Annotated in this window: 18 protein-coding genes; 6 read left to right on the top strand and 12 right to left on the bottom strand. The window is 61.7% G+C overall.

Annotated elements, in window-relative coordinates; all coding sequences use genetic code 11:
* Window positions 1-24 precede the first annotated feature (24 nt).
* Window positions 25-321, top strand: coding sequence for a cupin domain-containing protein (locus J3D60_RS27185; RefSeq protein ID WP_253493438.1), 297 nt, complete (start codon window positions 25-27; stop codon window positions 319-321).
* Window positions 322-346: 25 nt separating this feature from the next.
* On the opposite strand, the gene J3D60_RS27180 is transcribed toward J3D60_RS27185, so the two are convergent.
* Genes J3D60_RS27180 through J3D60_RS27170 form a run of 3 tightly spaced genes read right to left on the bottom strand, consistent with a single transcriptional unit; the run spans window position 347 to window position 3,155 of the window.
* Window positions 347-1,828 (bottom strand): glucosyltransferase domain-containing protein, encoded by a 1,482-nt coding sequence (locus tag J3D60_RS27180; RefSeq protein ID WP_253493437.1) that lies wholly within the window; start codon window positions 1,826-1,828, stop codon window positions 347-349.
* The gene (locus tag J3D60_RS27175; RefSeq protein WP_065938669.1) at window positions 1,825-2,784 is read right to left on the bottom strand and encodes a glycosyltransferase family 2 protein; all 960 of its coding nucleotides are present in this window, start codon (window positions 2,782-2,784) and stop codon (window positions 1,825-1,827) included. Before J3D60_RS27175 ends, J3D60_RS27180 begins: the two co-directional genes overlap by 4 nt.
* The gene (locus J3D60_RS27170; protein WP_065938668.1) at window positions 2,781-3,155 is read right to left on the bottom strand and encodes a GtrA family protein; all 375 of its coding nucleotides are present in this window, start codon (window positions 3,153-3,155) and stop codon (window positions 2,781-2,783) included. The genes J3D60_RS27175 and J3D60_RS27170 overlap by 4 nt, the downstream gene beginning before the upstream one ends.
* 224 nt (window positions 3,156-3,379) lie before the next feature.
* Here J3D60_RS27170 and J3D60_RS27165 point away from each other — a divergent pair, with 224 nt between their 5' ends.
* Together J3D60_RS27165 and J3D60_RS27160 are read left to right on the top strand one after the other, a co-directional pair.
* Window positions 3,380-4,513: an OpgC family protein gene (locus tag J3D60_RS27165; RefSeq protein ID WP_253493436.1), complete on the top strand. Its 1,134-nt coding sequence runs from the start codon at window positions 3,380-3,382 to the stop codon at window positions 4,511-4,513.
* Between the two features lie 66 nt (window positions 4,514-4,579).
* The gene (locus tag J3D60_RS27160; RefSeq protein WP_253493435.1) at window positions 4,580-11,062 is read left to right on the top strand and encodes an NEL-type E3 ubiquitin ligase domain-containing protein; all 6,483 of its coding nucleotides are present in this window, start codon (window positions 4,580-4,582) and stop codon (window positions 11,060-11,062) included.
* A 50-nt stretch (window positions 11,063-11,112) separates the two neighbouring features.
* Here J3D60_RS27160 and J3D60_RS27155 read toward each other — a convergent pair whose 3' ends face one another.
* Complete coding sequence (locus J3D60_RS27155; protein ID WP_253493434.1) at window positions 11,113-12,531, bottom strand: amino acid permease; 1,419 nt, start codon at window positions 12,529-12,531, stop codon at window positions 11,113-11,115.
* Between the two features lie 457 nt (window positions 12,532-12,988).
* On the opposite strand from J3D60_RS27155, the gene J3D60_RS27150 reads away from it, so the two are divergent.
* The gene (locus J3D60_RS27150) at window positions 12,989-16,099 is read left to right on the top strand and encodes a transglycosylase domain-containing protein (RefSeq protein WP_253493433.1); all 3,111 of its coding nucleotides are present in this window, start codon (window positions 12,989-12,991) and stop codon (window positions 16,097-16,099) included.
* On the opposite strand, the gene J3D60_RS27145 is transcribed toward J3D60_RS27150, so the two are convergent.
* From J3D60_RS27145 to J3D60_RS27120, 6 genes are all read right to left on the bottom strand, one after another.
* On the bottom strand, window positions 16,096-16,836 hold the full coding sequence (locus J3D60_RS27145) for a molecular chaperone (RefSeq protein ID WP_253493431.1): 741 nt from the start codon (window positions 16,834-16,836) through the stop codon (window positions 16,096-16,098). The genes J3D60_RS27150 and J3D60_RS27145 overlap by 4 nt on opposite strands.
* A gap of 20 nt (window positions 16,837-16,856) precedes the next feature.
* On the bottom strand, window positions 16,857-17,387 hold the full coding sequence (locus J3D60_RS27140; RefSeq protein WP_223841661.1) for a CS1 type fimbrial major subunit: 531 nt from the start codon (window positions 17,385-17,387) through the stop codon (window positions 16,857-16,859).
* A complete protein-coding gene (locus J3D60_RS27135; RefSeq protein ID WP_253493430.1) occupies window positions 17,387-18,127 on the bottom strand; it encodes a molecular chaperone in 741 nt (246 codons plus the stop codon). Before J3D60_RS27135 ends, J3D60_RS27140 begins: the two co-directional genes overlap by 1 nt.
* 15 nt (window positions 18,128-18,142) lie before the next feature.
* Window positions 18,143-19,381 (bottom strand): hypothetical protein, encoded by a 1,239-nt coding sequence (locus tag J3D60_RS27130; protein WP_253493428.1) that lies wholly within the window; start codon window positions 19,379-19,381, stop codon window positions 18,143-18,145.
* 26 nt (window positions 19,382-19,407) lie between these two features.
* Complete coding sequence (locus J3D60_RS27125) at window positions 19,408-21,933, bottom strand: CS1-pili formation C-terminal domain-containing protein (protein ID WP_253493426.1); 2,526 nt, start codon at window positions 21,931-21,933, stop codon at window positions 19,408-19,410.
* Window positions 21,934-22,055: 122 nt separating this feature from the next.
* A complete protein-coding gene (locus tag J3D60_RS27120) occupies window positions 22,056-22,547 on the bottom strand; it encodes a CS1 type fimbrial major subunit (RefSeq protein ID WP_065938659.1) in 492 nt (163 codons plus the stop codon).
* A gap of 520 nt (window positions 22,548-23,067) precedes the next feature.
* Between J3D60_RS27120 and J3D60_RS27115 the strand changes: the two genes are divergently transcribed.
* Window positions 23,068-23,616: a PadR family transcriptional regulator gene (locus tag J3D60_RS27115; RefSeq protein ID WP_065938658.1), complete on the top strand. Its 549-nt coding sequence runs from the start codon at window positions 23,068-23,070 to the stop codon at window positions 23,614-23,616.
* Window positions 23,613-24,380 carry a siderophore-interacting protein gene (locus tag J3D60_RS27110; RefSeq protein WP_065938657.1) on the top strand — a complete coding sequence of 256 codons (768 nt, stop codon included), beginning with the start codon at window positions 23,613-23,615 and terminating at the stop codon, window positions 24,378-24,380. The genes J3D60_RS27115 and J3D60_RS27110 overlap by 4 nt, the downstream gene beginning before the upstream one ends.
* A 3-nt stretch (window positions 24,381-24,383) precedes the next feature.
* On the opposite strand, the gene J3D60_RS27105 is transcribed toward J3D60_RS27110, so the two are convergent.
* Window positions 24,384-25,331 (bottom strand): fimbrial protein, encoded by a 948-nt coding sequence (locus J3D60_RS27105; RefSeq protein ID WP_253493425.1) that lies wholly within the window; start codon window positions 25,329-25,331, stop codon window positions 24,384-24,386.
* Between the two features lie 125 nt (window positions 25,332-25,456).
* Window positions 25,457-26,005, bottom strand: coding sequence for a fimbrial protein (locus J3D60_RS27100; protein ID WP_253493423.1), 549 nt, complete (start codon window positions 26,003-26,005; stop codon window positions 25,457-25,459).
* Window positions 26,006-26,012: the final 7 nt, after the last annotated feature.

The raw sequence follows: 26,012 nt of genomic DNA, 5'->3' as shown, positions 1-26,012 counted from the left end.
CATCGTAGAAACAAGGAGATTCACATGCCGTTACTGGACTTCGCTGCAATCGCCGGGCAACTGCCTGACAGCTGGAAATCGATACGCCTGGGCCAGGTCGGCCCGGCGCGGATCAAGGTGTTGCGCATGGATGAGCAGGCTTACGAAGAAGAAGTGCACGACTACAACGAAGGGCTACTGGTGATAAGCGGCCATTTGCGCCTGAGCATCGCTGATGAAGAGATCCACGTAGAGACCGGCCAGATGTACCTCGTGGAAGCGGGCACCGCTCATGCCGTACTTCCAGATAGCCAGGGCACCCTGGTGATCATTGATGTCTAGTTGAAGCGGTATGAAACAACCGCAATCACGGGTTAACACGTGGCTGTTTTTTCATGACGATATAACCGTCCCCATCCTCAAGATAAATGGAGTAAAACAAATTATCGACGATGGGGTGGGCGTCGCGTTTCAATCGTGCGCCGCCCGAATGTTCGCGGCTGGCCTGTACCACATTCGTGATCCCCACCCTGGCCATTGCCGCGGGTAAAAACAAAAAGCCAGCATTCACCAGATACGGCATGACCGGCATGCCCGAAACAGTTCCGGCAGAGGCCGGCAACCAATAATCCTGAGCACCGCCATCAAAGTAAAAAACCTTTACCGATGCCAGCGTTGCATTAGCGCTTATCGAATAAGCCAAACTGCTCATCACGGCAGTTTCCAACGTCTTCTTCAAACTCAAGACGCGCCCATAACTATAAGAAATGGACAACAACAAAATTATTGGCAGCAGCACAAACACCGTCAACTTGCGCTGTACAGCGTTTAACCACTGGTAGATCACCAGCAGTAAAAAAACCAGTAAAGGCCCGGCCCCCAGCATCGCCCTTGAATCACTATTTTCATAGAAAAAAACCAGCATGATTCCTGGCACAAACATGATCATCAACGGCACTATCGCCCCAAAAGCCAAACTCACCAGGACTTTACTCACCCACCGTGGCCGTTCACGCAACGCAGAACACCACGCCCAGGCATAACCCATCCCGAACAGAATCGCCATCACCCCGAAAAGCCATGCACTATCGCCCGTGTATAAGGGCCGGATTCTTTCTTCAGCGTTTTTTAAGCGCTGCAATATGACAACTGGCCAATGCTCATCCAAAGCAAGCAGCCGCTGACGCTCCCCGCCCACAAACGGGACGATCGCACACACATAAAAAAGCGAGGCGACGCCCGCCTGGGTGGCCTTTTCAAAGCCCAGCATCATCCATTCACGGGTGACTTTTTTATCGTTGATCGCTCTGTACAGTTCGATGCAGCACAAGCCGAGAAAGCTATTCATAAGTGGCTGATAAATACACAGCGCACCGCCAACCAACACGCTGCCTCCCCACCACTCGACCCATTTCCTTTCAGACTTCAAGGTGATCGCAAACACGATCATCGCCACACCGACGGTAATCACCGGGCCGTCGTACTTATAAACCAGATCACTGAGAAACAAGGGACTGAAAAACATCGGCAATACCACCGCTGCCGACAATACAGTCACAGGACAAAAGTAATGAAACGCCAGACGCGTCAACGCCATTGCCATGACCACACACGCGACCAGCAGGCCCAGTGGAAAAGCGTCTGGCGCGCCATTGGACAGGGATAACAAATGATAAAAACCATCAATTAAAAAACGCCCTTCAGCACGCCATGACGCGTACCCATAGACCGCCCGAAAGCTATCTTCAACGTAAAAATAGTCCGCCAGAATCAATGGATACACATAGACCAAAATAGCCAGCAAAAAGAATATAAAACCTTCTTTCCTGGACCATTCATGCGTACTCACTTTGCGCTACCTCCCTCAAGATCCCTCTTGCTCTCCCGACGCACAACGCCTTTAACCACATAGCGCGGCCGGTGTTTGGTTTCCATATAGATGCGCCCCACATATTCCCCGAGTATCCCGATCCCAATCAGCTGCACCCCGCCCAGGAACAAGATCGCCGTCATCAACGATGGATACCCCGGCACGTCATTGCCAAACATCACCTTGTCCACCACCAGGTACCCGGCGTACACCAATGCGATCAGCGAAATACCGCCACCGATGTAACTCCACAATCGCAGCGGCAAAGTGCTGAACGAGGTAATGCCATCCAATGCCAGGTTCCAGAGTTTCCAGGCGTTGAACTTGCTCTGGCCGACTGTGCGAGGGGCACGGTCGTATTCGACGATGGCCACGGTGAAGCCGGCCCAGGACAACACGCCTTTCATGAACAACTGCTGTTCGGGCAGGGCCTTGATCACGTCCACCACCTTGCGGTCCATCAGCCGGAAGTCGCCGACGTTCTCTTCGATATGCGTATAGGACATGCGATTGAGCAGACGGTAGAACAACGCCGCACTGCGACGTTTGAAGTAGCCGTCGCTGGAGCGGTCCCGACGTTTGGCCAGCACCACGTCGGCGCCGCTCTGCCATTCGTGGATCAAGCGCGGAATCACGTCGACCGGATCCTGCAAGTCCACATCCATGGGCACCACGGCGTCCCCCGTGGCGTATTCAAGCCCGGCGAACAGCGCGGCCTCCTTGCCGAAGTTGCGCGATAGATTGATCAGCATCACATCGCTGCCGGTCATGGCCAGTACCCGGGCACGCTCGGCCGTACGGTCGGTGCTGCCATCATTGATAAGCACTATTTCGACTCCATGGGCGTGCAAACCAGGCGCCTCACGCACGGCACGGTAGAACGGCTCGATCGCCTGTTCTTCGTTGAACACAGGCACGATCAGCGAAACCCTCATTGCCCACGCTCGCGGAACACCACCCAGCGCGACAACAAAAAACCGCACACCAGACTGACCACGGAAAACACCATCACTGTGACAATCCCCGGCACACCCCAGCGATCCGCCAGCCATCCCACGCCCAGGCTCAAAGCGCCCATGCACGCAACGAACGCCAGGTAGCGGGCCAACGATGCAGACATGGCAAAGGTGCAGGTCGCGTTGACATAAAACGAGAAGGACACCGCCACGCAAAAGGCGAGGAAGTTGCTCACTGCCTGGCTAAAGTCCAGCGCCGTGCTGAACACGTAAAACAGCTGCCAGTGGATCAACGTATTGACGCCCCCAATCAGCGTGTAGCTGGAGAATCCCTTCCACAGTCTGGCCATGCCATCGCCCCGTTTCGCCTGCCTCCAGCAAGCCACGCCCCGCCATTGCTCGTCTACTGTCGGAATTAACAGGTACACAGCGCCGCAAGTTGAGACATTCAGTAATACCCAACCTTTGCAATTGCTTACAAATACCGCCAACCTGCGCCCGCCCGACGTGCGGCGTACGACAACCTGCACGCTCGCCGGTCATTACTAAACCTTTTGTTCAAGAGCCCGCTGCCATGCTGAACGGACGCGACCCACGCATCGATTTTTTTCGGGGCCTGGCGTTGATCTTCATTTTCTGGGATCACGTCCCCCACAATCCTCTCGGCCAGATCACCCTGCGCAATTTTGGTTTCAGCGATGCGGCCGAGGTCTTTGTATTCCTCGCCGGTTACGCCGCAGTGCTGGCCTACGGCAAGATCCTGCAACGCGACGGCTACTGGATTGCCTCGCTGAAAATCCTGCGTCGCGCCTGGGTGTTGTACGTGGTGCATATCTTTTTGCTGGCGATGCTGATGGGCATCGTGTTCTTCGCCAACAGCCATGTGGAAACCCGCGACCTGGTTCAAGAGATGGGCCTGACGCACTTCGTCACTCACCCGCAACAGGCCCTCACCGATGAGCTGCTGCTGCGCTTCAAGCCCAACCTGATGGACCCGCTGCCGCTGTATATCGTGCTGCTGGCGGGGTTGCCGCTGGTATTGCCGCTGCTGCTGCGCCACACCTGGCTGGTGGTGGCTGCGTCGGCGACGGTGTATCTGCTGGCGCCGTGGATGGGCTGGAACCTGCGGGCGATTGCCGACGGCGTGTGGTACTTCAACCCGGTGACCTGGCAGTTCCTGTTTATCCTCGGTGGCGCGGCGGCGCTGCAGGCCAGTCAAGGGCGACCGCCGGAACAGCGCCCGCTCAAGCGCCAGCCGTTGTTCATGGCGGCGGCGGTGTACACCGTGGTGGCGTGTGTGCTGACCCTGTCATGGCGCTGGCCCGAGGTGCATGACGCGTTGATGCCGTCATGGCTCAGCGACCTGATCTATCCCATCAGCAAGACCGACCTGTCGCCGCTGCGCCTGCTGCACTTCCTGGCCCTGGCCTATGTCACCGCCAAGCTGTTGCCGGGTCGCGGCTGGACGCAAACCTGGTGGGCGCAACAAAGCTGCCGCATGGGCCGTTACTCCCTGGAGGTGTTCTGCCTCGGCGTGCTGCTGGCACCGCTGGCGGACATGCTCAACGCCCAGGTCGAGGATGCCTGGCCGATGCAGGTTTTCAGCGCGTTGCTGGGGCTGGCGCTGATGGCCGGGCTGGCGGCGTGGCTGGAGTTCAACAGGCGCCTGGACCTGGCGCTGCGCGGCGAGGCGCCGGCCCTTAAATAGATAGCCCCAGCGCCGGTATGCGCGGTGCTTCCATCTGCCTTCCACTTATCGTGAAAGGTAGAGCGCATGCCGACTCATCAATTACTCAACGGCCTGTCCGGCAATCTGCAATCGAGTACCACCTGGGCCCAGCAACAGGCGCTGGAGCTGATCCAGCGCAATATCCTGCAAGCCCTGGAAGGCCTGGACGCCGAGGAAAAACCCCGCTTCCTGCGCCTGCAACGCAACGCCCTGGCGGCCATGGCGGCGGTTGAAGCCGAAAAGGAACGGGTGGTCCGCAGCTTCAAGGCAGATGGCCTGGCGCAGTTGCGTGACCGGATCGGTGGGCGCGATCCGGAGCAGTATCGCTTCGAAACCACCTACCTGGAAAAGATCGAGCAACCGCTGCCCTGGGACCGGCAGCCGGGCAGTCACGTGCGGGTACCGCGGCGCTCCGACAAGGATCTGCGCTTTATCGAACACATCAAAAGCCTCTCGTTGTGGGAGGCCGCCTGCCTGAATTTCGGCTTCACCACCTCGGTCCGCCAGGACTCCGGCTACAGCCTGGTGGACGCCAGCCGTGTGGTGGGGCCGGGTGGAGATCGCAGCCTCACGGCGCAGGCGTTCATCGCCATTGCCCGCGAGCTGGACCTGGGCCACCAGTTGCAGGTGAAGATCAAGGTCAGCCTCGATGAAAACGGCACGCTGCGCCGCTTGATGGGCGAGGCGGCGCTGGCACTGCTGCAGTTCGATGTGCTTGACGCCTGGCGCAACCGCGCCCGCAACGGCCTGACCCGCGAGATGTATGACAGCCTCACCGCATCGATCGACGGCAGCGGGTCGCAACTGCCGGTCGACAGCCTGAGCCTGACCTCGGGCGTCACCCCCGTCATCGCCGTGCCCTTCGTCGCCTGGGAGAGTGCCATTCCCGTACCGCTGCTGCTGATCAGGGTCGCCAGCCTCGGGGTGCTGTCCTATTTTCCGTTCCGCCCCGGCGGCGCGCTGCGTTACCACAGCGATGCGCGCGCGGCAGAGGTGGATTTTCGCCAGCAGTTGCTGGACAGCCACCAGCAAGGCGACCTGGGCTGGTTTTCCCGGCAATTGCCCCTGGTGGGGTTGTCGGTGTTCCAGTCGTTGGTGACCCGGCAACCCCGCCCCGAGGGCATGAGCTGGCTGGCCGAGCGGCTTTACGATGGCTTTCACGCGGCCTTCCCGGAGCGCACCCTCAACGACATCCGCTTCTCCACCGACCCGCACGCCGGCCCCGCCGTAACCCTGGTGCAAGCCCTGACTTACCGGCAGATCCAACGCTGCCAGGCCGACCTCGACACCTTGGCCAACAGCCGTTCCGAAGCCGACTGGCAGGCGGTCCAGGACGCCACCGCCGCCGTTGCCGCCGAAGTCTTGCAAGTGCTGCTCACGCCCTTGCCCGGCGGGGTCACGGGGATGAACCGGGTGATGCAGCTGGCCGTGTTGGGCAGCATGACCTACAGCGTCAGCGTGGGCCTGAATGAAGCGGTCAAGGGCGATGCCAGCAGCTTCGCCTCGACCCTCAGCGATGTCGCCGACCTGGCCATCAGCGGCCGCTTGATCAGCGTCGCCGGCAGCGCCCATCGCCAGCGCATGCTCGGGCACCTGCAGCGGCTGGGCAATCCGCGCAAAGTCACGCGTCCCGACGGGGTGGAAGAGCTGTGGAAACCCGACGCACGTCCCTACGCCCATCGCCAGCAGTACCTGCTCGAGGGTAAACGCGCCGACGCCCTCTGCGTATTCACCGTGCAAGGCCAGCAATACGTCAAGCTGCACCATGACAGCCAGACCCTGGTGGCCGAGGTCGCCCACGACCAGGCCACCCAGCGCTACGTTCTCAAGAACGGCAGCAGCCCCTACAAGCCACCGATTGTCTTCAACCCGGCGCTGCAAGCCTGGACCTTCGACCTGCACAACACCCAGGCCCTGTCGGATGCCCAGTTGCTGCAACAGATGCTGCCCGATGGCTCATCGCTGATCGCGCGGGCCGACCTGGAACGGATGCTGCGCAGCACGGCCACCTCCCGCGCCACCCTGGAGCACGTGTGGCAAGGCGAACCGGCACCGTTGAACCTGATCGAAGGCGTGCGCCGCCTGCAAGCCGACCAGGTGATCGAGCACATCATCAACCGCTTTCATGAAGCCGGCTATCTGCCCCCCTCTGGCGACAGCGTGGTGTTATGCCTGCTGACCCAACTGCCCGATTGGCCCGCCGCGACCTTGCTGAGCATCAGCGATCCGCAACGCAGCGTGATCGAAACCTTCGGCAAGACCGAGCCGACGGTGCCTGGCCCGACGACGATCACCCTCGTGCGCGGCGCCGACAACCGCTACCAGGCCGAAGGCGACGGCGGCCTGCCGCCTTATCGGGCCGACCCGTTGTTGAGTCTGGTCATCAGCCTGCAACCGAGTACCTCGCTGCTGGGTCTCACGGACCAACTCGACGCCACGCTCGAACAGCGGATCCTGGCAGTACGGCGCGACGTCGCCGCCCTGGCGCGGCGCGAACGCCTGGCCCTGTTCGCGGCCCTGGTGAACTACGCCGGCTATGAAAAACATGAGCTATTGCCGCCCGCCAATGTGCGGCGTTTCCTGCCGGTCAAGGCGTCGATGCCCTTGGTGGCGGTTACGCCGTTGCTGAAAAAACTGCGCGACCTCAACAGCCCGCTGTCACCGGCCTTGCTGGAACGTCTGTTGGCGCAGCATCCCCTCACCCCACGCCAGCAGCAGGCCTATCTGCGTGAAGGCGGGCTGCCCACGGCCTTTGCCGAACTGTTGGACAACCACCGCACCGCCCTGCGCATCGACGCTGCGATCGATGCGCTGTACCACCCGCGCCAGTTCAACAACGATGCCGATCAATGGGCGCGGGAATTCGCCTCGGCGTTGATACGCCGAAGCCTCAAGCGCGACTTCCTCATCACCGAAGTGGTCGCGGGACGCATCGCCAAACCCTATCGCTCCAGCGGCCCCGAGGACCTCACCGTGGAGCTGCGTCACTACGGCGAGGGTGTCTATGAAGCCTATGACATGCGCAATGCCGGCACGATTGCGGTGACGCCGGCGGTGGACAGTTTCTACCTGGCCATCGGTTCGGTGCTGCAACCCCACGAGCGGCAACAATTGGGCATGCACAGTGCCACCGACGCCAGGGGCCTGCGCATCACCCTGGGCGACTACATGAGCAACCAGCGCGGCCCGGAAGGCTTTGTCAGGCTGGCCGACGGTTCACTGGCCCAGTACGAGCACACCCTGGCACTGCCGCCCAGCCTGCGGCCGGATTCCGAGGGTATTTTCCCTCTGGCCGGCGACCACTATCTGCCGCTGTTCGGTTCCTGGTACCGGATCGTCTATGACAAACGGCTGTTCAAGTGGCGGCTCAAACACCCGCAGAAGATCGGTGTCGACACCCCGACCCTGGAGCACAACGGCGAGGGCGCATGGCGCCTGTCCAGCGAGAACCCCATGGGCTGGGACGACCACAGCCTGCTCTATCGCCTCGGGGGCGACCATTACACATTCCCCCAGGACACCGCCCGCAGCATTCTCGCCCTGACCGACACCCCGCCCCATGTACTGCGCCAGATACACCGCAGCGGTCGGGCATCGCCCCCGTTGTTGGCCGATACCTGCAAGCGGCTGCGCATCGACCAGGAAATCGACCGCTTCATCGAATCGATGTATGAGCTGCCCAGCGCCCCCGATCCGCGCCCGGACCTGCAACTGCTGGTGGTCTCCAGCCTGCCCGGCTGGCCCGACAGCCATGTGCTGGAGATTGTCGGCCAGGACGCCCCCATCAGATACCCTGCCCGCCATCGGCCCGACGCCAAAGTGGTGAGCGCCACCGACCAGGACCTCGAGTCGGCCGGGCTGCTGGAGAAATTCATCGCTGACGACGACCTGACCCTGGCACTGCTCGGCACGCTGCCGCAGACCCAGGAACAGCGGCTGTTCCAGCTGATCACCCGGATCGTTGACTACACCGACCGCGAGCGCTCGCAAATCCTCGAGTCCTTGTACATGCGCAGCGAGTCGGCGGGCAGCGAGCCCGAGCGCCGCTTCAAGACCAAGCACCCGGACCTGTCCACCAGCACGGTCAAGGCGATTCTCGGCCAAGCCTCCAAGCGCGAGCTCAAACAGCTGCATGAGCATGACCGCCTGAGCCTGCGCCTGGCCGAACAGGCGCGCCTGAGCGGCCACGAGTTACGTTTGAACCGGGCGTTCGAAGGCCTGTATGTGGATGCCTGCGCCAACGCCGACAGTGACCGCATCACCCTGTACCTGCTGCACAACCTGCCCGCGTGGCCGAAGACCCTGCGCATCGATGTGCGTGAACGGGACAATCAGGGGCGCCTGCTGGAAACCGCCGGCCATCGGCAGGGCTCCTCGCGCCGGACCGTGGCCAGGACCAACCGCGGTTACCAGGCCTATACCCCGCAGGGCGAACCGCTGGGCGAGCCCTCGAACCGATTGCTGCGGGTGATTCTCAGCAGCTTGTCCGCCGACGAGCGGGCTTTGCTCGAGGTGGACAGCGAAAGCGGCATCGCCCAACTGCGCACCCAACTGGCCGAACTGGCCTTCGCGCGCCGTGTGGAAATCAAGGGCCTGCTGGATATCCCCCATCTGCAACCCTGGATGCAACCGGCCATGGGGGTGGATCGTTCGTTCCTGGTGTATCCGTTCTGGCAACGTATCTGGCCGTTTCGCGGCCCACGGCCGCCGGATCTGGTGGCCAAGGTCCAGGAGCTTTACCCGCATTTCAACAATGACGATGCACGGCGGATGCTCCAGTCCCTGAACATGACCGACCCGGAAAAACTCATCGAGCTGGAACGCCGCCAGGCCGAGTACCAGGCCATGGATGTGGAGCTGTCACGCTGGAGCGAAACCCTGCTGCCGGCCGACGACGAACTCAATGACCCTCTGGGCATGAACCGTGGCCGGCGTCGCCATATCGCCTACCAACTGCGGGGCGCATGGCGGCGCGAAAACGCGACGTTCTACATCGCCGGCCTGTTCAACGTGCCGTCACTGGAGTTGCAGCTGGACGACGAAGGCCTGCCGCCCGGCTCGTTCCTGACCGGCACCAGCGGCTTCAGCCACATCGAGTACCTGCGGATTTCCGGTAATGCCTTCCCGACCACGGGGGCAGAGTTCCTGGGCAAATTCACCCAGCTCAAGGCCCTGCGCATCGACTGTCGCCTTACCGACTTGCCCAGCGCGATCACCGACATGACCTGGCTCACCCACCTTGACTTGAACGACAACGACCTGCTCTTGACCGAAGAGTCGGTGCAGCGCCTGGCAACTATGGTCAACCTGCAGAAACTCGACCTGAGCGACAATCCGGACCTGACCCTCACCCCGGATGTCAGCCGGATGCTGCAGCTCAATACCCTGCACCTGGCCAACACCGGTATTACCCAATGGCCCATCGGCGCCAGCGCGCTGCCGGTGCTGACCGAGCTGCATTTGCAGGCCAATGGGATCAGCACCATTCCCGACGAAGTCTTCAGCAACCCCTGGCTGCAAATGGCCAATCGCAACACCCTGCTGCACGAAAACCCGCTGTCCGCCGAGACCCTGGCAAGCATAGACGCCTACCGTATCGCCACGGGTATCCGCCTGGGCGGTCAACTGCGCACACCGGCCCATGCCCCCGTGGCGCCGAATGACTTCGATACCTGGCTGACCGGCGTCGCGGCGCAGGACGTGGCGGCCCGCCGACAATTGTGGGAGCAACTGCAGGCCAATGAAACGGCGAGTGCCGATGATGTGTTCCGGGTCCTGCGCGACCTCAAGCGGACCCACGCCTACCGCAGCAATACCTCAAGAACGCGGCTGACCGAGCGGGTCTGGAGCCTGCTGATGGCAATGGGCGAGTCGACGCAACTGCGCAACACGATCTGCCTCAATACCTACGGCTCAGGCAATTGCGGCGACAGCGTGCTGCTGGCCTTTACCAACATGGAACTGCATCACCGTATCCACCAGGCCAAGCTGCAACCCAGGAGTTACCTGGCCGACCGGGCCTTGCTGGAACTGGCCAAGAGTTGTTTCTACCTCAATCAGCTCGACCACTTTGCCGACCAGTTCGTGCTGGCGCGCGAACGGGCCGAGCTGGACGCCGACCCCGCCGAGGTGACCATCTACCTGCGCAGTAAACTGGCGCGGGAATTCAACTTGCCGTTTTATCCGCTGGAGCTGCTGTACAGCGTGGATGACTATGTGACACCGGCGGTGATCGACGAGGCGCGCCGGACCCTGCGCAGGCTCGGCCAGTCACCGGCGTTGCAGGAGGCGATCCTGGCCACCGAGTTCTGGGTCGAGTACCTGGCCAGCAGCGAGCCGGAGGCGTTTTTCACCGTCAAGGACACCATCACCTACAAAGTCAGTGTGCTGGATCAGGAATTGCCGGACAGGCGTTCGGATGAATACCTGGAGCGTCGCCAGCAACTGGCCGACGAGGAAGCCAACGAACACAACCGCCTGGTGCGGCAGTTGACCGAAGGCACGCAACGCACGTTGCAGCGGGTCTGAGACCGTGCGGGCCGACCTGTCGTAACACAGGCCGGCCCGCGCTCAAGGGCTCACGCCGACGGCTGTGAACCCTGGACGACCGGGGTCGGCTGCAGCTTGAACACGTAGAACAACACGGTCAGCAGCACCAGGAAGGCCGGCCCCACATACAGTGCCACGCGGGTATCCGGGAAGTACGCCATCAGGCCCACCACCAGCACCAGGAACCCCAGGGCCAGGTACGAACTGACCGGGTACAGCCACATGCGGTACTTGAGGGCTTTCTGTTCGGCCGGGCTCAGGCTCCTGCGGAACTTGAGCTGGGCCAGCAGGATCATGACCCACGTCCAGATCGCGCCGAAGGTGGCGATGGACGTGACCCAGACGAAGACTTTCTCCGGTACCAGGTAGTTGAGCAGCACGCCCAGCAGCAAGGCGAAGATCGACAACAGCAGCGCCTTGCGCGGTACACCGTTGCTCGAGGTGGTACCGAACGCGGCCGGTGCCTGGCCGTTCTGCGCCAGGCTGTAGAGCATGCGCCCGGTGCTGAAGATGCCGCCGTTGCACGACGACAGTGCCGCAGTGATCACCACGAAGTTGATGATGCCGGCGGCGGTCTTGATGCCCAGGCGCTCGAAGGTCATCACGAACGGGCTGCCCTGGGTGCCGATTTCATTCCACGGGTAGATCGACAGGATCACGAACAACGCGCCCACGTAGAACAGCAAAATGCGCCAGAACACCGAGCCGATGGCGCGGGGAATGGTCTTCTGCGGGTTCTTCGCTTCCCCGGCGGTGAGGCCGATCATCTCCACGCCCAGGTAGGCGAACATCACCATTTGCAGGGACATCAACACACCCTGGACGCCATTGGGCATGAAGCCACCGTGGCTCCACAGGTTGGAAATCCCCAGGGCCACGCCGTCGTTGCCAAAGCCGAAGGCAATGATGCCGACGCCGCCGATCACCATGGCAATGATGGTGACGATCTTGATCAGCGCGAACCAGAATTCGAACTCACCGAAGGCCTTCACCGCGATCAGGTTGATGGTGCCCATGCTGATCAGGGCTGCCAGGGCCCAGATCCAGCGCGGCGTATCGGGGAACCACACGCCCATGTACACCGCCACGGCGGTGATCTCCGCCACGCAGGTCACCAGCCACAGGAACCAGTAGTTCCAGCCGGTCAAAAAACCCGCCAACGGACCGAGGTAATCCTGGGCATAGCGGCTGAACGAGCCGGCGACCGGGTTGTGCACGGCCATTTCGCCGAGGGCACGCATGATCACCAGGATGGCCAGGCCACCGATGATGTAGGACAGCATGATGGCCGGGCCGGCCATTTCGATGGCCTTGGCCGAGCCGAGGAACAGGCCGACACCGATACAGGCGCCGAGCGCCATCAGGCGGATATGCCGTTCGCCCAGTTCGCGTTTGAGCGGGCCGCCCGAAGCGGTCTCGCCATGGGGCAGGTGGTTGCCGACTGGCATAGGGATACAACCTCGTCTTGTTATTGGATATGAGCCTCCGAGTCCGGCACGCCACGGCGGGTCAGCCATGGCATGCCGTCTCCGGTGGACCTTTTGGGTCAACCGGTCTGGCCGGGCCAGATCAGGGGGGTGCAGTATAAAAAGCTCAACCCAGTGATTTTCACTCTATAAACGGCAATATTCAGCGGGAACTCCCGGAAAATTCCGATTGTGCGGTGGGAGTATCGCACGGAGATGGTGCGCGGCTTAAGCCCATTGCCCTGCGTACTGACCCAGGCGGCGCACGCATCGGCGCGTCGAAGAACACCGTGCGGGCCATGGGCAGGCTGATTTCGCCGCGACGAATCTCCAGGGGTTGCACGCGGTCGCCCGCACGCCGACAAATTTCTCGACGGTGCCAATCAGCGTCTACGCTTGAATCAAGTCCGATCAATCTGCCGGGATGGATCAATCGACTATGGGCGCTTTATGGCAAACCGATTCAACCAAGGCTGCGGCTCCCACCGACAGCATGGACGAACAGCCATTGCCACGACGCTCCCGCAAACGGCTGTACCGGTGGCGAATGGCGTGGCTGTTGCTGGTGATCGGCCTGATCGCCGCCGGGTTCGCCGCCCAGCGCGAAATGCGCACGTCCCATTGGCAGGCCCGGGAATTGAGCCGCCTGGCCGCCACCTTGAACTACCGGCTCGAACCCGGCCCCAGCGATGCCGTGGTCTATCCCGGTGACGGGCCTTTCGACAAGCGCCTGGGTTACAGCGACCTGGATGAATTCCTGCCGCGCCTGCTCAAGCGCAACTACCTGGTCCAGAGCCAGGTGCGCTTCTCCGCCCCCCTGATGACCTATGCCGAGCGCGGCCTGTTCGTGCCCTATGGGGAGAAAATCCAGGCCGGTTTGTCGATCAGCGATTGCCGCGCCGAGCCGTTGTACCGGTTCACCTACCCACAGCAGTCCTACCAGCGTTTCGACGCGATCCCGCCGGTGGTGGTCAACAGCCTGCTGTTCATCGAGAACCGCGATTTACTCGACCCGGCCCAGCCCCAGGCCAACCCGGCGGTGGACTGGCCGCGCTTCGCCAGGGCGGCGTGGTCGCAAGTTGCCAAGCTGTTGCACTTGCCCGGGCAGACCGCCGGCGGCAGTACCCTGGCCACCCAGCTGGAAAAATACCGCCACTCCCCTGATGGGCTGACGCTGTCCGGCGGCGAGAAACTGCGCCAGATGTTTTCCGCCAGCGTGCGCGCCTATCGGGATGGCCCGCAGACCTTGCAGGCGCGCCAGGACATCGTGCGCGACTACCTCAACAGCGTGCCGTTGTCCGCCGTACCCGGTCACGGCGAAGTGCATGGCATGGCCGAAGGGTTGCGCGTGTGGTACGGCGCCGACTTCGACCGCACCAACGCGCTGCTCGCCGACACCAGCCCGCAGGACCTCGCGCAAAAGGGCCTGGCACTGCGCGAAGTGTTGTCGTTGATGATCGCCCAGCGCCGGCCTTCCCATTACCTGTCCAAAGGCCACGCGGAACTTTCGAACCTGACCGACAGCCACCTCCGCCTGCTGGAGCAGGACGGGATCATCGACCCTGCCCTGGCAAGGGCCGCCCTGGCCAGCACAGTGAGTTACCGCGACTGGCAGCAACAGCCGACGCTCCAAGCGATTGACTCCAATAAAGGCATCAGCATGGCCCGCAGCCGCCTGGCCGCCCTGCTCAACCGTCCGCTGTATGACCTGGATCGCCTCGACCTGTCCGCCACCAGCACCTTGCACAATGAGCTGCAAACCCAGGCCACGGCCTACCTCAAGCACCTGGCCGATCCGGCCTTTGCCGGGCAACTCGGCCTGCTCGGCCCGCGCCTGCTGACGCCCGCCAGCACCGCGCAAGTGCGCTACAGCTTCACGCTATACGAGATGACCGGCGACGGCGCGCGGGTCCGGGTGCAGACCGACAACACCGACCAGCCCTTCGATATCAACGAGAGCAGCAAGCTGGAACTGGGCTCCACCGCCAAGCTGCGGGTGCTCACCACCTACCTGCAAATCATCAGCGAACTGCACCAGCGCTACGCCGGCCAGACACCGGCTGCGCTGAGAAAAGTCGATGTCGATGAGCAGGATCGCCTGTCGCGCTGGGCCGTGGATTACCTGGCGCAAAACAGCGACAAGAGCCTGTCGAAGATGCTTGACGCCGCGCTCGACCGGCCGTATTCCGCCAGCCCCGGCGAGAGCTTCTTTACCGGCGGCGGCCTGCATCGCTTCCATAACTTTCGCAATGAAGACAACGGCCGCAACCCGACATTGCGCGACGCCCTGCGTGAGTCGATCAACCTGCCATTTATTCGCCTGATGCGTGACTTGGTGCGCTACAGCACCTATCACGCAGACAACAACAGTGCCGAGTTGCTCAAGGACGACAGCAACCCACGGCGCCAGGAATACCTGGCCCAGTTCGCCGACCGCGAAGGCACGACCTTCCTGCTGCGCTTCTGGAAAAAGTACCGCAACAAGGACACCCAGGCGCGGCTCGCCACCTTTCTCGACAGCCTGCACCCCACCGCCATCCGCCTGGCCGCCGTGCACCGCTACCTGTTGCCCCAGGCCAGCCAGGTGAGTTTCAACAGCTTCGTGCGCTCGCACCTGACCGGTGCCAAAGCCACAGAAAAACTGACCGACGAACGCCTGGCCAAGCTCTACAAAGACTACGGCCCCGGTGCCTACGACCTACCGGACCAAGGCTATATCGCCAAGGTCCACCCCCTGGACCTGTGGCTGCTCGGCTACCTGTTGAACCACCCCGACGCCACCTTCACCCAGGCCGTCGCCGCCAGCGAGCATGAGCGCCAGGAAGTCTATGGCTGGCTGTTCAAGAGCCGCCACAAGAGCGCCCGCGACAGTCGTATCCGCACCATGCTGGAGGTCGAGGCGTTCCTGGATATTCACCAGCGCTGGCAGGCGGTGGGCTACCCGTTCGACCACCTGGTGCCGTCCCTGGCCACGGCCATCGGCAGCTCGGGGGACCGCCCGGCGGCGCTGGCAGAACTGGTGGGCACGATCCTCAACGACGGCATACGCGAGCCGACGCTGCGCATCGACAGCCTGCACTTTGCCGTCGACACGCCCTATGAAACCCGCCTGGTGAACAACCCCGACAAAGGCAAGCGGGTGATGCCCAGCGAAGTCGCCACCGCCTTGCGCGGTGCGTTGTCCCAGGTGGTGGATGCGGGCACCGCCAAACGCGTGTCGGGCAGCTTCAAGTTGCCCGACGGCACACCGCTGGCCATGGGCGGCAAGACCGGCACCGGGGACAATCGCATCGAAGCCATCGGCGCCGGTGGGCGCATCCTCAGCTCCAAGGCGATCAACCGTACCGCGACCTTTGTGTTCTATATCGGCGACCGGCATTTCGGCACGCTGACGGCCTTCGTGCCCGGCAGCGGCGCGCAGAATTTCACCTTTACCTCGGCGCTGCCGGTGCAGGTGCTCAAGGGCATGGCGCCGGTGCTGATGCCGTACCTGCAACCGGGCAGCCATACCCTGTGCAACCCGCCTCGTGCCGTGACCTCAACAGACTAACCGTTGATTTCGATGATGCGTTCGGAGGTGCCCTCCACCAGATAGAACCGATACGTCCGCCCGGGCTGTTTTTCAAAGCTGAACACCCGGCCAGGGAAGATATGGTTCTTGGTGGTCGGGGCGCAGGATGTACGGTCCTTGGCCGCGCAATCCTTGAACTCATCCACCACCACCACGGTGTTGCCGGCATTGCGCAAGGTGTAACGCTGCCCGCCGTTTTCGACCTGGGTGTCGAAGCGGCTGTCCTTGGGCCGCACGAAGAACACCGTGCCGTAGCCGGCCATCACCTGCACGCCTCCCACCAAGGTCTCTTCGTAGGCTTTGCGCTCTTCGTCGCTGAGGCCAAAGCCGTCTTCGGTCTCGGGCGCGACCGGCAGGTAGCGTACCCGGAAGTAACGCTCGCGGTCGCGATCGCCGATAAACACAAAGCGCGTGCTCTGCATGCCGTCCGCCGGCACGATCAGCCGCGCCGGGCTGGCCACCAGGCCGTTGCGCACGCTGCCGTCGGCTTCGAGCTTGAGCGGCACCTCGTCGTAGCTGCCATCGGGCTTGTAGAGCATCTCGGTGACATTGACCTTGACGAAGGCCGTCTTGGTGCCGCCATTGAATACCCGCTTAAGGTAGGTGCTTTTATCGCCGCGCAAGTAATCGTAGAAGTCACCGACGTTGATGTTCGGCCCGGCCTGAGCATTGAGTGAACACAGGATCAAACCCAGCATTGCATATAAAGCCTTCATAACCACTCCTCTGCCCATCATCACGGCCGTACCGCATCGAACAGCAGCTCGACGCTGCCGTAGTACTCACCTGGGGTAAAACCATCCGCCGGCTCGACCGCCGAGATATCCAGCAGCACGCGCTTGCCCTGGCGCGCCTCGTCGTGCGGCACCACCAGGGTGTCATCGAGGCCCAGCACCTGGCCGTTGAAGGTGACGTTCAAGTCGATATAGGTGCGCCCGCCATTGAACAGTGTGGGCAACGCGCCCAAGCGGGCGTTGATGCCGCCGGCGGAACTCTTCACGTCAAAGTGCTCGCGCAGCGGGCGCAGGCGCCCGGGCACCAGGTCCCAGACCATTTTTTGCTCGCGCTCCAGGAAACCTGGATTGATCGGCAGGACGTAAAAGTCTGCGGTCGGGATGGTCACGGACACATCGAACACCTGCTCTTCACGGATCGCCAAGGCCTGGGTACTCAGCAATGCGCCCACCATCAGCAGCAGCGCCGCCAACACGAGCTTGCAATGTCTGCACGACTGGCGCGCGCCCCCTGGGGCTATTTCACTGACCATCAGCCTTTGACCTCATATGGTTTTTTTTCGCTGCCCTCGATCAGGGTGAAGCGGTAGGTACGCCCGGCCTGCCTGGCAAAGCTGAAGGCACGCCCCGGCAGGATGTGATGCTTGGTGACGGGCAGGCAGTCCTGGCTATCGCCACTGGCGCAGTCCTTGAACTCATCGACCACCACCACGCTGTTGCCGTCGTTATGCAGCCCGTACTCAACCGGCTGCTCATCGATGCGGGTGGCGAAGCGGGTGTCCTTGGGCCGCACGAAAAACACCGTGCCGAACCCCGCCAGCACCGTGACCCCGGCTGACAGTTGGTTCTTGTAGGCCTCGCGCTCTTCGCTGGAGACCACGAAATCGTCCTCGGGCTCGGGCATCACGGGCACGAAACGCAGGCGGAAATAACGCTCTTTTTGCCGCTCGCCCAGGTACAGCAGGCGTGTGCCCTGCATGCCATCGGGCGGCACGATCAGGCGGGCCGGCGTGGCCATCAGGCCATCACGCGCGGAGTTGCCGGGGTTGTTCTTGAGCTCGACCTCCTCGGCGCTGCCATCGGCGTTGTAGAGGATCTCCATCACCGAGACCTTGATGAACGCCGTACTGTCGCCACCGTTGAATATCCGTTTCAGGTAGGTACTTTTGTCACCGTCGAGGTAGTCATAGAACACCCCGACGTTGATGTTGGGAGCCGCTGGCGCCGACAACGGCAACCAGCACAGCGCACACAGCGCCAACAGATGTTTCATCGCCATAAATCCCCGTTAGAGTTCCGAATCCCAGACCACCGTGACCTGGCCTGAGTAGGTGCTGCCTCCCCGTTCGAGCATCTGTTCGGCGTAGTCCTTCTTGACCTCGAAGTGCAAAGTGCCGGGCCGTCGGTTGACATAGAACCCCGGTTGAAATGACTCGGTACCGGCACCGCTCAGCAGCAGCCGCTGGCGATTCACCGGCGCACCATCCATGCCGCTCAAGCCATGGGGCAGGCTGACGCTGACATCCACCGGCACTGCGTGGCCGTCGGTAGCGTTTCTCAAGGCGCAGGTATCCCCCATCGTTCGCTCGCAACCCAACTGCATCTTGAAGCGCGACGAGGCGGAGATATTGAAGGTCTGGTCACGGAACAGGCGCGCAGGTTTGCGGCCCTGGTTCAGCCAGGCCTGCCAGCCGCCCTGGGGCACCAGTTCAATGCGATTGCCCCCCGGTGGTACTTCGACCTTGAGGTCGTGCTCCACGCTCAAGGTGAAGTTGAACGTGAGGGCGTTCTTGGAGGGCATCATGACGTCGCCGAAATCGTAATCGCCGCCAGGGCCCATGGTGTAGGTGATGCTGCCGGTGTATTGCCCGCTGGACATGCCCAAGGGGTTGGGGGTGCGCAGTTCGTAGGCATACTCCATGGTATTGAAGCGCAGGCTCGCCAGGTCCACGGAGGGCTGCCGACTGCATGGCCCCGCACCCTCGGGTGTCAGCCAGAAGTACGAGGCGAACGAGACGCCGGCGGCAAGATGGCTGGTGCTCACACACGGCGCGGGCGCCCTCATCCATTGGAGTTGCCAGGCAACCCCAGGCATGCCCCAGGCCGACACGCCTGGCGGACGAGGCACATGCCAAAGCGAGCCGATACCGGCGATCCGCAGTTGGACGGTCTCGGTCTCCTGGGTGGTGACATGCGTCACCGTCAAGTCACGCCAATCGGAGGGCACCTTGACCATGAAGCCCTGGCGCTCGTCCTCATGGTTGGCCTTGATTGGCGCAAGGGACAGCGCCGTGAAGTTGGTGTCCCGCAGGCTGAAAATACCCAACGCCTTGCAACGCGCCGGAATATGCGCGGCGCAGATCGAGCTGATCGGCGTGGTGTTTTCGAATTTGTTCACCATGGGGTTGGAGGGGTCGGGGCGGAACCGCGCGGTGATGTTTTCGTCGGCCGTTGCAGCAGCGCCACACAGCAGGACAGCCAGGCCCAGGGCGAAACGTTGAGGCGCGCGGGCGCTGGGGGTTTTCATAACGTTGCTTAGTCTCGTCATCATGTTCAACCGGCAATCTGTTCGGCGGTGGTGGTGTCGGCCAACGTATCCGGCGTGCAACGCAAGTCACCGATCATCAGCACGCTGTTTTCGCTGCGCGCCTTGGAGGGGTCTAGCCGGAACTGGCAGAGCAACTGGTTGTTGCGACGCACTTCCAGGGTGGGTGAACTGGCGTTCATTTCCAGCGAGAAGAAGCCGTCGACCTCGCTCACCCCACGGGTGGCGTGATTGATCACGTGCAAGCCCTTGAGCGGTTTGCCCTGGGGGTCCACCAGGCGACCGAGCACGGTCACGGTTTGCATCACACTGATCTTGCGATACTCCACGCCTCCCTTGTTCAAGTGGTAGCGCGTGCGCGGCGGCTGGATCGTGGCCGAGGGTGCATGGTTGCCTTCGAAGTCGAAGCTCACCGAGCTGCCCTTGTAGGCGGTGATCGGGATGAAGTTGCGGCCGGGGCGCAGGGCCGTGCTGCCGCCGCTCAGGTCGTCGGCGCGCAGGGCTATGTCATCGACGTCGGTCTCCACGTCCACGATCAGGCCGGAACCGGTGCCGTGGTACTGGCTGGTGAGCACCATCTTCTGCTGGCCCAGGGCGAAGGTGCTGTCCAGGTTGAGGCCGCCGGACAACTCGTTGTTGAACGACGAGCGTTGGGCATAGCCGTCACCACTGACAAACTCGTTTTCAAAACTGGCCATGCCGGACAAACCGACGCCGTAGGTATCGGTGGTTGCCGTGGCGGACACGCTTTGCAGCAGGTGGTCCTGCAGGTCCTTGCGGTAGGTCAGCGAGGCATTGTTGTCGCGGGTCCCGTCGCGGGAAGTCCGCGTGCCGATACTGGCGGACCATTGCTCGCCCGGCGCACCAAGGGCCAGGCTGACGCTCAGGTCGACCCCGCGGTTGCGCCGGTCGCCGGTGCTGGCGCTGGCGGGCCGGTCGAACACTGACAGCCGCCAATTGGCGTCGTTGCCAAACAGGTGGGTGCGCTCGGTCCAGCCCAGGTCCAGGCCGACACCTTCGTTATTGCCCTCGCTGTAGAACAGCCGGCCGTTGATCGAACGCAGGTTGCTCAGGCGATGGTTGACCGAAATCGACGAGCTGCTGGTCTGGCCGACAAAGATGTCACGCTGGCGAATACGCGTGCCATCGGGCAGGGTTTCGTAAGTGTTGCGGGTGTCGAGCCAGCTGCGGGTGTGGTTGAACACCACGCTGCCCAGGCCGTAGTTGTATAAGCCGTTGAGGTCGAGGCCGGTGCCGTACTTTTCCGTCCAGTACACGTTGGCGTACAGGCTGGCCTGATCGGCCAGGGTCCAGTCGATCGAGGAGCCGTACTGCATGTTGTCCTTGACCTGGCGCCCGGATACACCCAGCACCACACGGGGATGCGCCAGGTAATTGAGGGAGACGCCGGCAGTCGGACTGCCGCTGCTTTGTTCGTCGAAATTACTCAGCAGTTTGCTTTCCTGGCCGGCGAACAGGTTGTAGCGCCAACGCTCGTCGTGGTTGCGCCAGTTGTTGGGCTTGTACACCAGCTCCTGGGTAGTGCTGGTGATCTGGCCGTCTTCCACCAGGCGCACTTCCACTTCATAGATGCCGCCGGGCAGTGGTCGGGTGTCCAGGCTGTGCAGGCCACTGCCGACCGGCTGGGTGTTGATCAGCAGACCGTTGCGGTAAATCTCCACCGATGCCTGGCGGCTGGCGGTGACATAGATCGGGTAGACCGCCGGTTTGGAATTGTTGATCACCAGGCTGTCGGAACTGCCGTACATCACGCCGACCGCGGTATCCGGACTGGCGCCGAAGGTGCGCAGCTGGCGGGTCAGGCCTTCGGCGTTGGGGGTGAAGTAGCCCAGGCGCAGGAAGTTGCCCTGCAACTCGCGCTGGGTATAGAGCGCATACACCGCGTGGTTGAGGTCGTCGTCATCAGGACCGCCGAGGCGCGAGAACTGCATGTTCAGGGTCTGGCTCCACAGGCCCAGGCTGCTGCTGGCGTCAATGCCGAAGCGCCCGCCCAGGTCCTGGCCTTCGCCGCCGCTGAGGTTCAATTGGTTGCGTACGATCAGGCCGGTGCTGCCGCCGGTGGGCAGGAAGTAGTAGCGCTGCGCCTGCTCATCACGCTCGGCGTTCTCGGTCAGCAGCGACACCGTGGAGTTTTCCAGGTTGTAGTGCACGGCCATGAGTCCGTCCGGGCAGTTGCTGGCGCAGGTCCCCAGGGCCACCCCCTGCTTGAGGTAATCGGCCCACTGATCGCGTTCCTCATCCTTGATCACGCTGCCGTCGTGGTCGGTAAAGTCGAGCAGGGTCAGGCGGTCATCGCGGGTCAGGACAATCATCGCCTCGGAAACAAACTCCTGATCCAGCTCAACCCTGACCGCAAGCGGCACGTCGAAAAAATGCTCTTCAAAATCCGCCGGCAATCCCTTGGCCTGGGAAAGCAAACTACGAGGGGTTGTACCGTCGGCGGTACCTGCCGCCAACGCGCCCGCACAAAACAACAGGGCGAGCGCTGCCGCGATGGGAGTCATCGGGAACATGAACGGAATACTCTGGATTCGGACGTCAAAACAGGGAGACCGATCGACCGACAAATGCTGCCTGCCGACCGGTACCGCTACCCAACAATAAGCCGCTGCTTATTGAGTCAACGGGCTTGGCGTTACGGAGTAACGCGTGGCTCGTGGTCGAACACGATGGTGTAGTTAGTGGTGAAGAGGCCGGAGATGCCATCCGCCGGCTTGGCTGCGGCCACGACCAGATCTGCCTGGGTACCCGGGGTGGAACTGGCGTCGTCGACCACTTCCAGCGGCGAACCGGTCAGCACCACACCGTTGAAGGTGTTGGTCAGTGCGATCGATGCAGTGCCGTTGGTCAACGAAGCAGGACCGCCTTCGATGTAGGCCTTGATCGAGCCATCCGTGTTCTTCACATCGTAGGTGGCGCGCAGCGAACTCAGTTCACCGCTGACGGTGTTGTAGGCCATGGTTTCATCACGACCGAAGTTGGGATCACGCGGCTGGACATGAAACTGCTTGGTAGGAATGGTGGCCTTGATGTTGATGACGCTGGTGGCTTCGCCGGCAGCGAATACGCTGGATGAGCCGAAAGCCAATGCGATGAATGGCAGGACGAAAGCGGTCTTCTTAAGCATTTTAAGTACCTGTAGTGGCATCAGTATTTAGTTGAGAAGCGGTGTTCTCTGGCGTCAAGAAAACGCGTAGTGCGTGTCTTGCGACGCCGGTAAATACTCCCTTGAAAAACCACTTCGCGATGCCAGCACTTTCGTTTAAGCGCGTAATTAATCACGACCGGGCAATACAGAAAAAAACAATATTATTCAATAAGTTGAATATTAACTGTCATCCACGTATTACCTTTAAAAGTAATCAACACTACTTAATTTATTCTCTTATCTGTAAGACATTAACTACACGCTCTGCAGACGCCCACTATTCAAGCGTTTCACCTAAATACGTATTTAATAAGTTTATTCCACATTCATAAAATTGCCATTTAACTGTCAAATAAATGATGGTAACGCCGGAACGGATTGTGAGTCGTGGCGCCCCTTCGAAGCAGCGCTCGCCTGCCGGCACCGCTCGTCAGAAGATTTTGCATCCTTCGTAAGATATATCTTAAGTTGTATCGAAATCAGACAGGAGAACATCATCATGAGAGACCCTCATCACCACCGAGACCACGGTGACCGCCACGATGGCTTTGAAAAGCGCGCCGGCCGCGAACGCGGTGGGCGTGGCCCGCGTGTCTTCGCACCGGGTGATCTGAAACTGCTGCTGCCCGCGCTGATTGCCGAGCAGCCGTGCCACGGCTATGACTTGATCCGCCGCATCGAAACCCTGTTCGACGGCGCCTACAGCCCCAGCCCCGGGGTGATCTACCCCACGCTGACTTTCCTGGAAGAAAGCGAATTGATCGCCGGCGACGCCGAAGGTGGAAAAAAACGCTACACAATCACCGAGGCCGGTCGTCTCTTCCTAAGCGAACAGGCAGTGGCCCTCGACGGCATTCGCCTGCGCATGGACGTGAGCAAACGCTCGCTGCGCGGTCATGACCGCCCTGCGGAAATCCACGAGGCCGTGCACAACCTGCGCCATGCCTTGCATTCGCACCACGGGCGCTGGAGCCCGGAAGAAATCGTTCGTGTCGCGGCGCTGCTCAACGGCGCCGCCCAAGCCATTGCCGACGGGACAGCCCAATGAATACGCAAGCCATCCACCGCGTGACCCACGAAATCAAACGCCGCCGCCTTGAAGTATTGCGGGTAGTCGACCTCACCCCGCGCATGCGCCGCATCACCCTGGGCGGCCCGGAACTGGCCGGTTTTATCAGCTTGGGCAGTGACGATCACATCAAGCTGCTGTTCCCACAGAACGCTGCGGAACAAGCGGCGCTGGAAAGCCCGACCTTCAACATCAAGGGCGACGGCCCGCAACCGGCGATGCGCGACTACACGCCACGCCGCTTCGACCTGGACATCGGCGAACTGGACATCGACTTCGTGCTGCACGGCGACGGCCCGGCCTCCACCTGGGCCGAACAGGCCAAGGTCGGCCAGCACCTGTACATCGGCGGGCCACGGGGTTCGATGATCGTGCCGGATATGTTCGACAGCTATTTGCTGATCGGCGATGAGACGGCGATCCCGGCCATTGCTCGGCGCCTGGAAGAATTGCCGGCCGGGCGCAAGGTGCTGGCGGTGATCGAAATCGCCAATGCGGCGGAACGGCAGGCACTGGCAAGTGCTGCCGATGTGGAGGTGAAATGGGTCGTGCGCGGCCAGGACGACCTGCTCGACACCGTGCAGAAACTGACGCTGCCGAGCGGTTCGTTGTACAGCTTTGTCGCCACCGAAACCAGGCTGTCGCGCCAGGTCCGCCGGGTGCTGCTGGACACCCACAAGGTCAATGAGGCGTTCCTCAAGGCGGTGGGTTACTGGCGTGCGGAAGGCAGCGAAGAGGAGTAAGCCTCAGGGCACACCCATTACGAGGACACCGCTGCCGCTGACAACCCCAGCGGCAGGCAGTGAACCGAAACGCCGTACGAGAGAAAACGTCACATCGTCGCCCCCCACACTGTTGGTGATTTGGGTCAGGAATGAACCACCGACTTGAACCGCGCTTGCGCCACGAACCAGGGCGGTGCCCACGTCCGGGTTGGTCATGCGCAGCAGGCGCGTGTCGAACGACGAGGCGGTGCCTTTGTAGGTGATGGTGATTGGCGTGGTAATCCCTCCGTCCGGGCATGAGTAGGTGAGCCGGCGGTTGCTGCGGATGGAGGTCGTCAGCGGATCGGTGCCTATCGCCCGTTGGTGTACGTTGCCAAAGTTGATCTCGATCGGGTTGTTGTTGTTGATCGTGCAGGTGGATGGCGAGATGTCGAAGTTGTTGGCGGCGGTGTAGGTGACCACCAGTTCAGGCCGGGTAGCGTCGTAGTTGTTCGAAGCGGTGAGATGGAGCAAGCCCAGGTTGTCCCCTATTCGAACATTGATCGGATTAGACGGACTGTTGCGCACCAGAATAAATGGCGTGACATTGATCGGGTAAGCAATCCCATTGTTGGGCATCGTTGCCAACCGTATACCGCTCGGGATCGGGGTGTTGTGAAAAGCCCCGTTAATTCGTAGCCCCGTCCTTTCGCTCGCAAACTTGGGGCCGGGCGCCCAAGGGGTATTCGTGCCATTCCCCGTTGCCCAGTAATCCTCCCCCCAACTTGGGCCATGCCCGGCGCTGTATCGGCATTCCAGCCTGGCGCCTTCCAACAGGATCCGCGTACGATCCGCCGCCAAGGTCACGGTCACCGGGACCTGCAGGGACCACCCCCACGGCCCGCCATTCACACGGCACTCTGCGGCCTTCACGGTGGCAGTTGCACCCATCAAGGCAAGCAGTGCAATGGCTCCATAGAATCGTTTCATTTTGATCTCTCGTTGCTCCTCCACCAGGCGTTGGCCTGCGAACGCGGAGTTCGTACCTTAAGCCGCCCAGGAGAGATGTGAAGTTTGTCCAATGCTGTTTTCAGCCGGTCAATGACGGCTCACGACTACGGATAGTCCAGCGTAAAAGTAGAGGTCGCGGTATAGCTGCCGTGCCCTATGGTCTGGTCCCTGATGGCCGTCGGCTCCCCTTGCACGTAGGCTTTGAGTTCGATGACATTGCTGCCATTACTCAGTACCTGTTCGTCGCTGGTTTTATTCAGCGGCAAGGGCTTGTTACCCGGCGTCTCTATACCGATCCCGATACCGGAGGCGCCGCTTCCACCATCGAGTGCAAGCAACCCTGGAAGCTCCCGGTTTTCTACGCCGCCGAACGTGATGGTCACCGTGTCGCCGATGGTGGTGTCGCAGTCCTCCAGGTGCAGCTTGAAACCTTTGCCCACCGAACGCGTATTGATGTAGAGGTGCTTGCTGGTCAGGTCCCAGAGTTCCAGGCTGATGGCCTCGTCACCCGGGCGGATGGTGCAGGCTTCTTCAACCAGGTTGCCCTTGAAATTCAGGTTATCCGCCGCGTGTGCTTCGCAGGTCAGGCCGAGGGCCGGCAGGCACGCCAGCACGGCGTACAGCCTGGCCCTATGAACAGTTTCATGTCCCATATCCAAC

The organism is Pseudomonas sp. S3E17 (assembly GCF_024168685.1).
GTDB classification, from domain to species: domain Bacteria; phylum Pseudomonadota; class Gammaproteobacteria; order Pseudomonadales; family Pseudomonadaceae; genus Aquipseudomonas; species Aquipseudomonas marginalis.
Note: the sequence above shows the minus strand (reverse complement) of the source record. Positions and strands in the feature narration are given on the sequence as shown.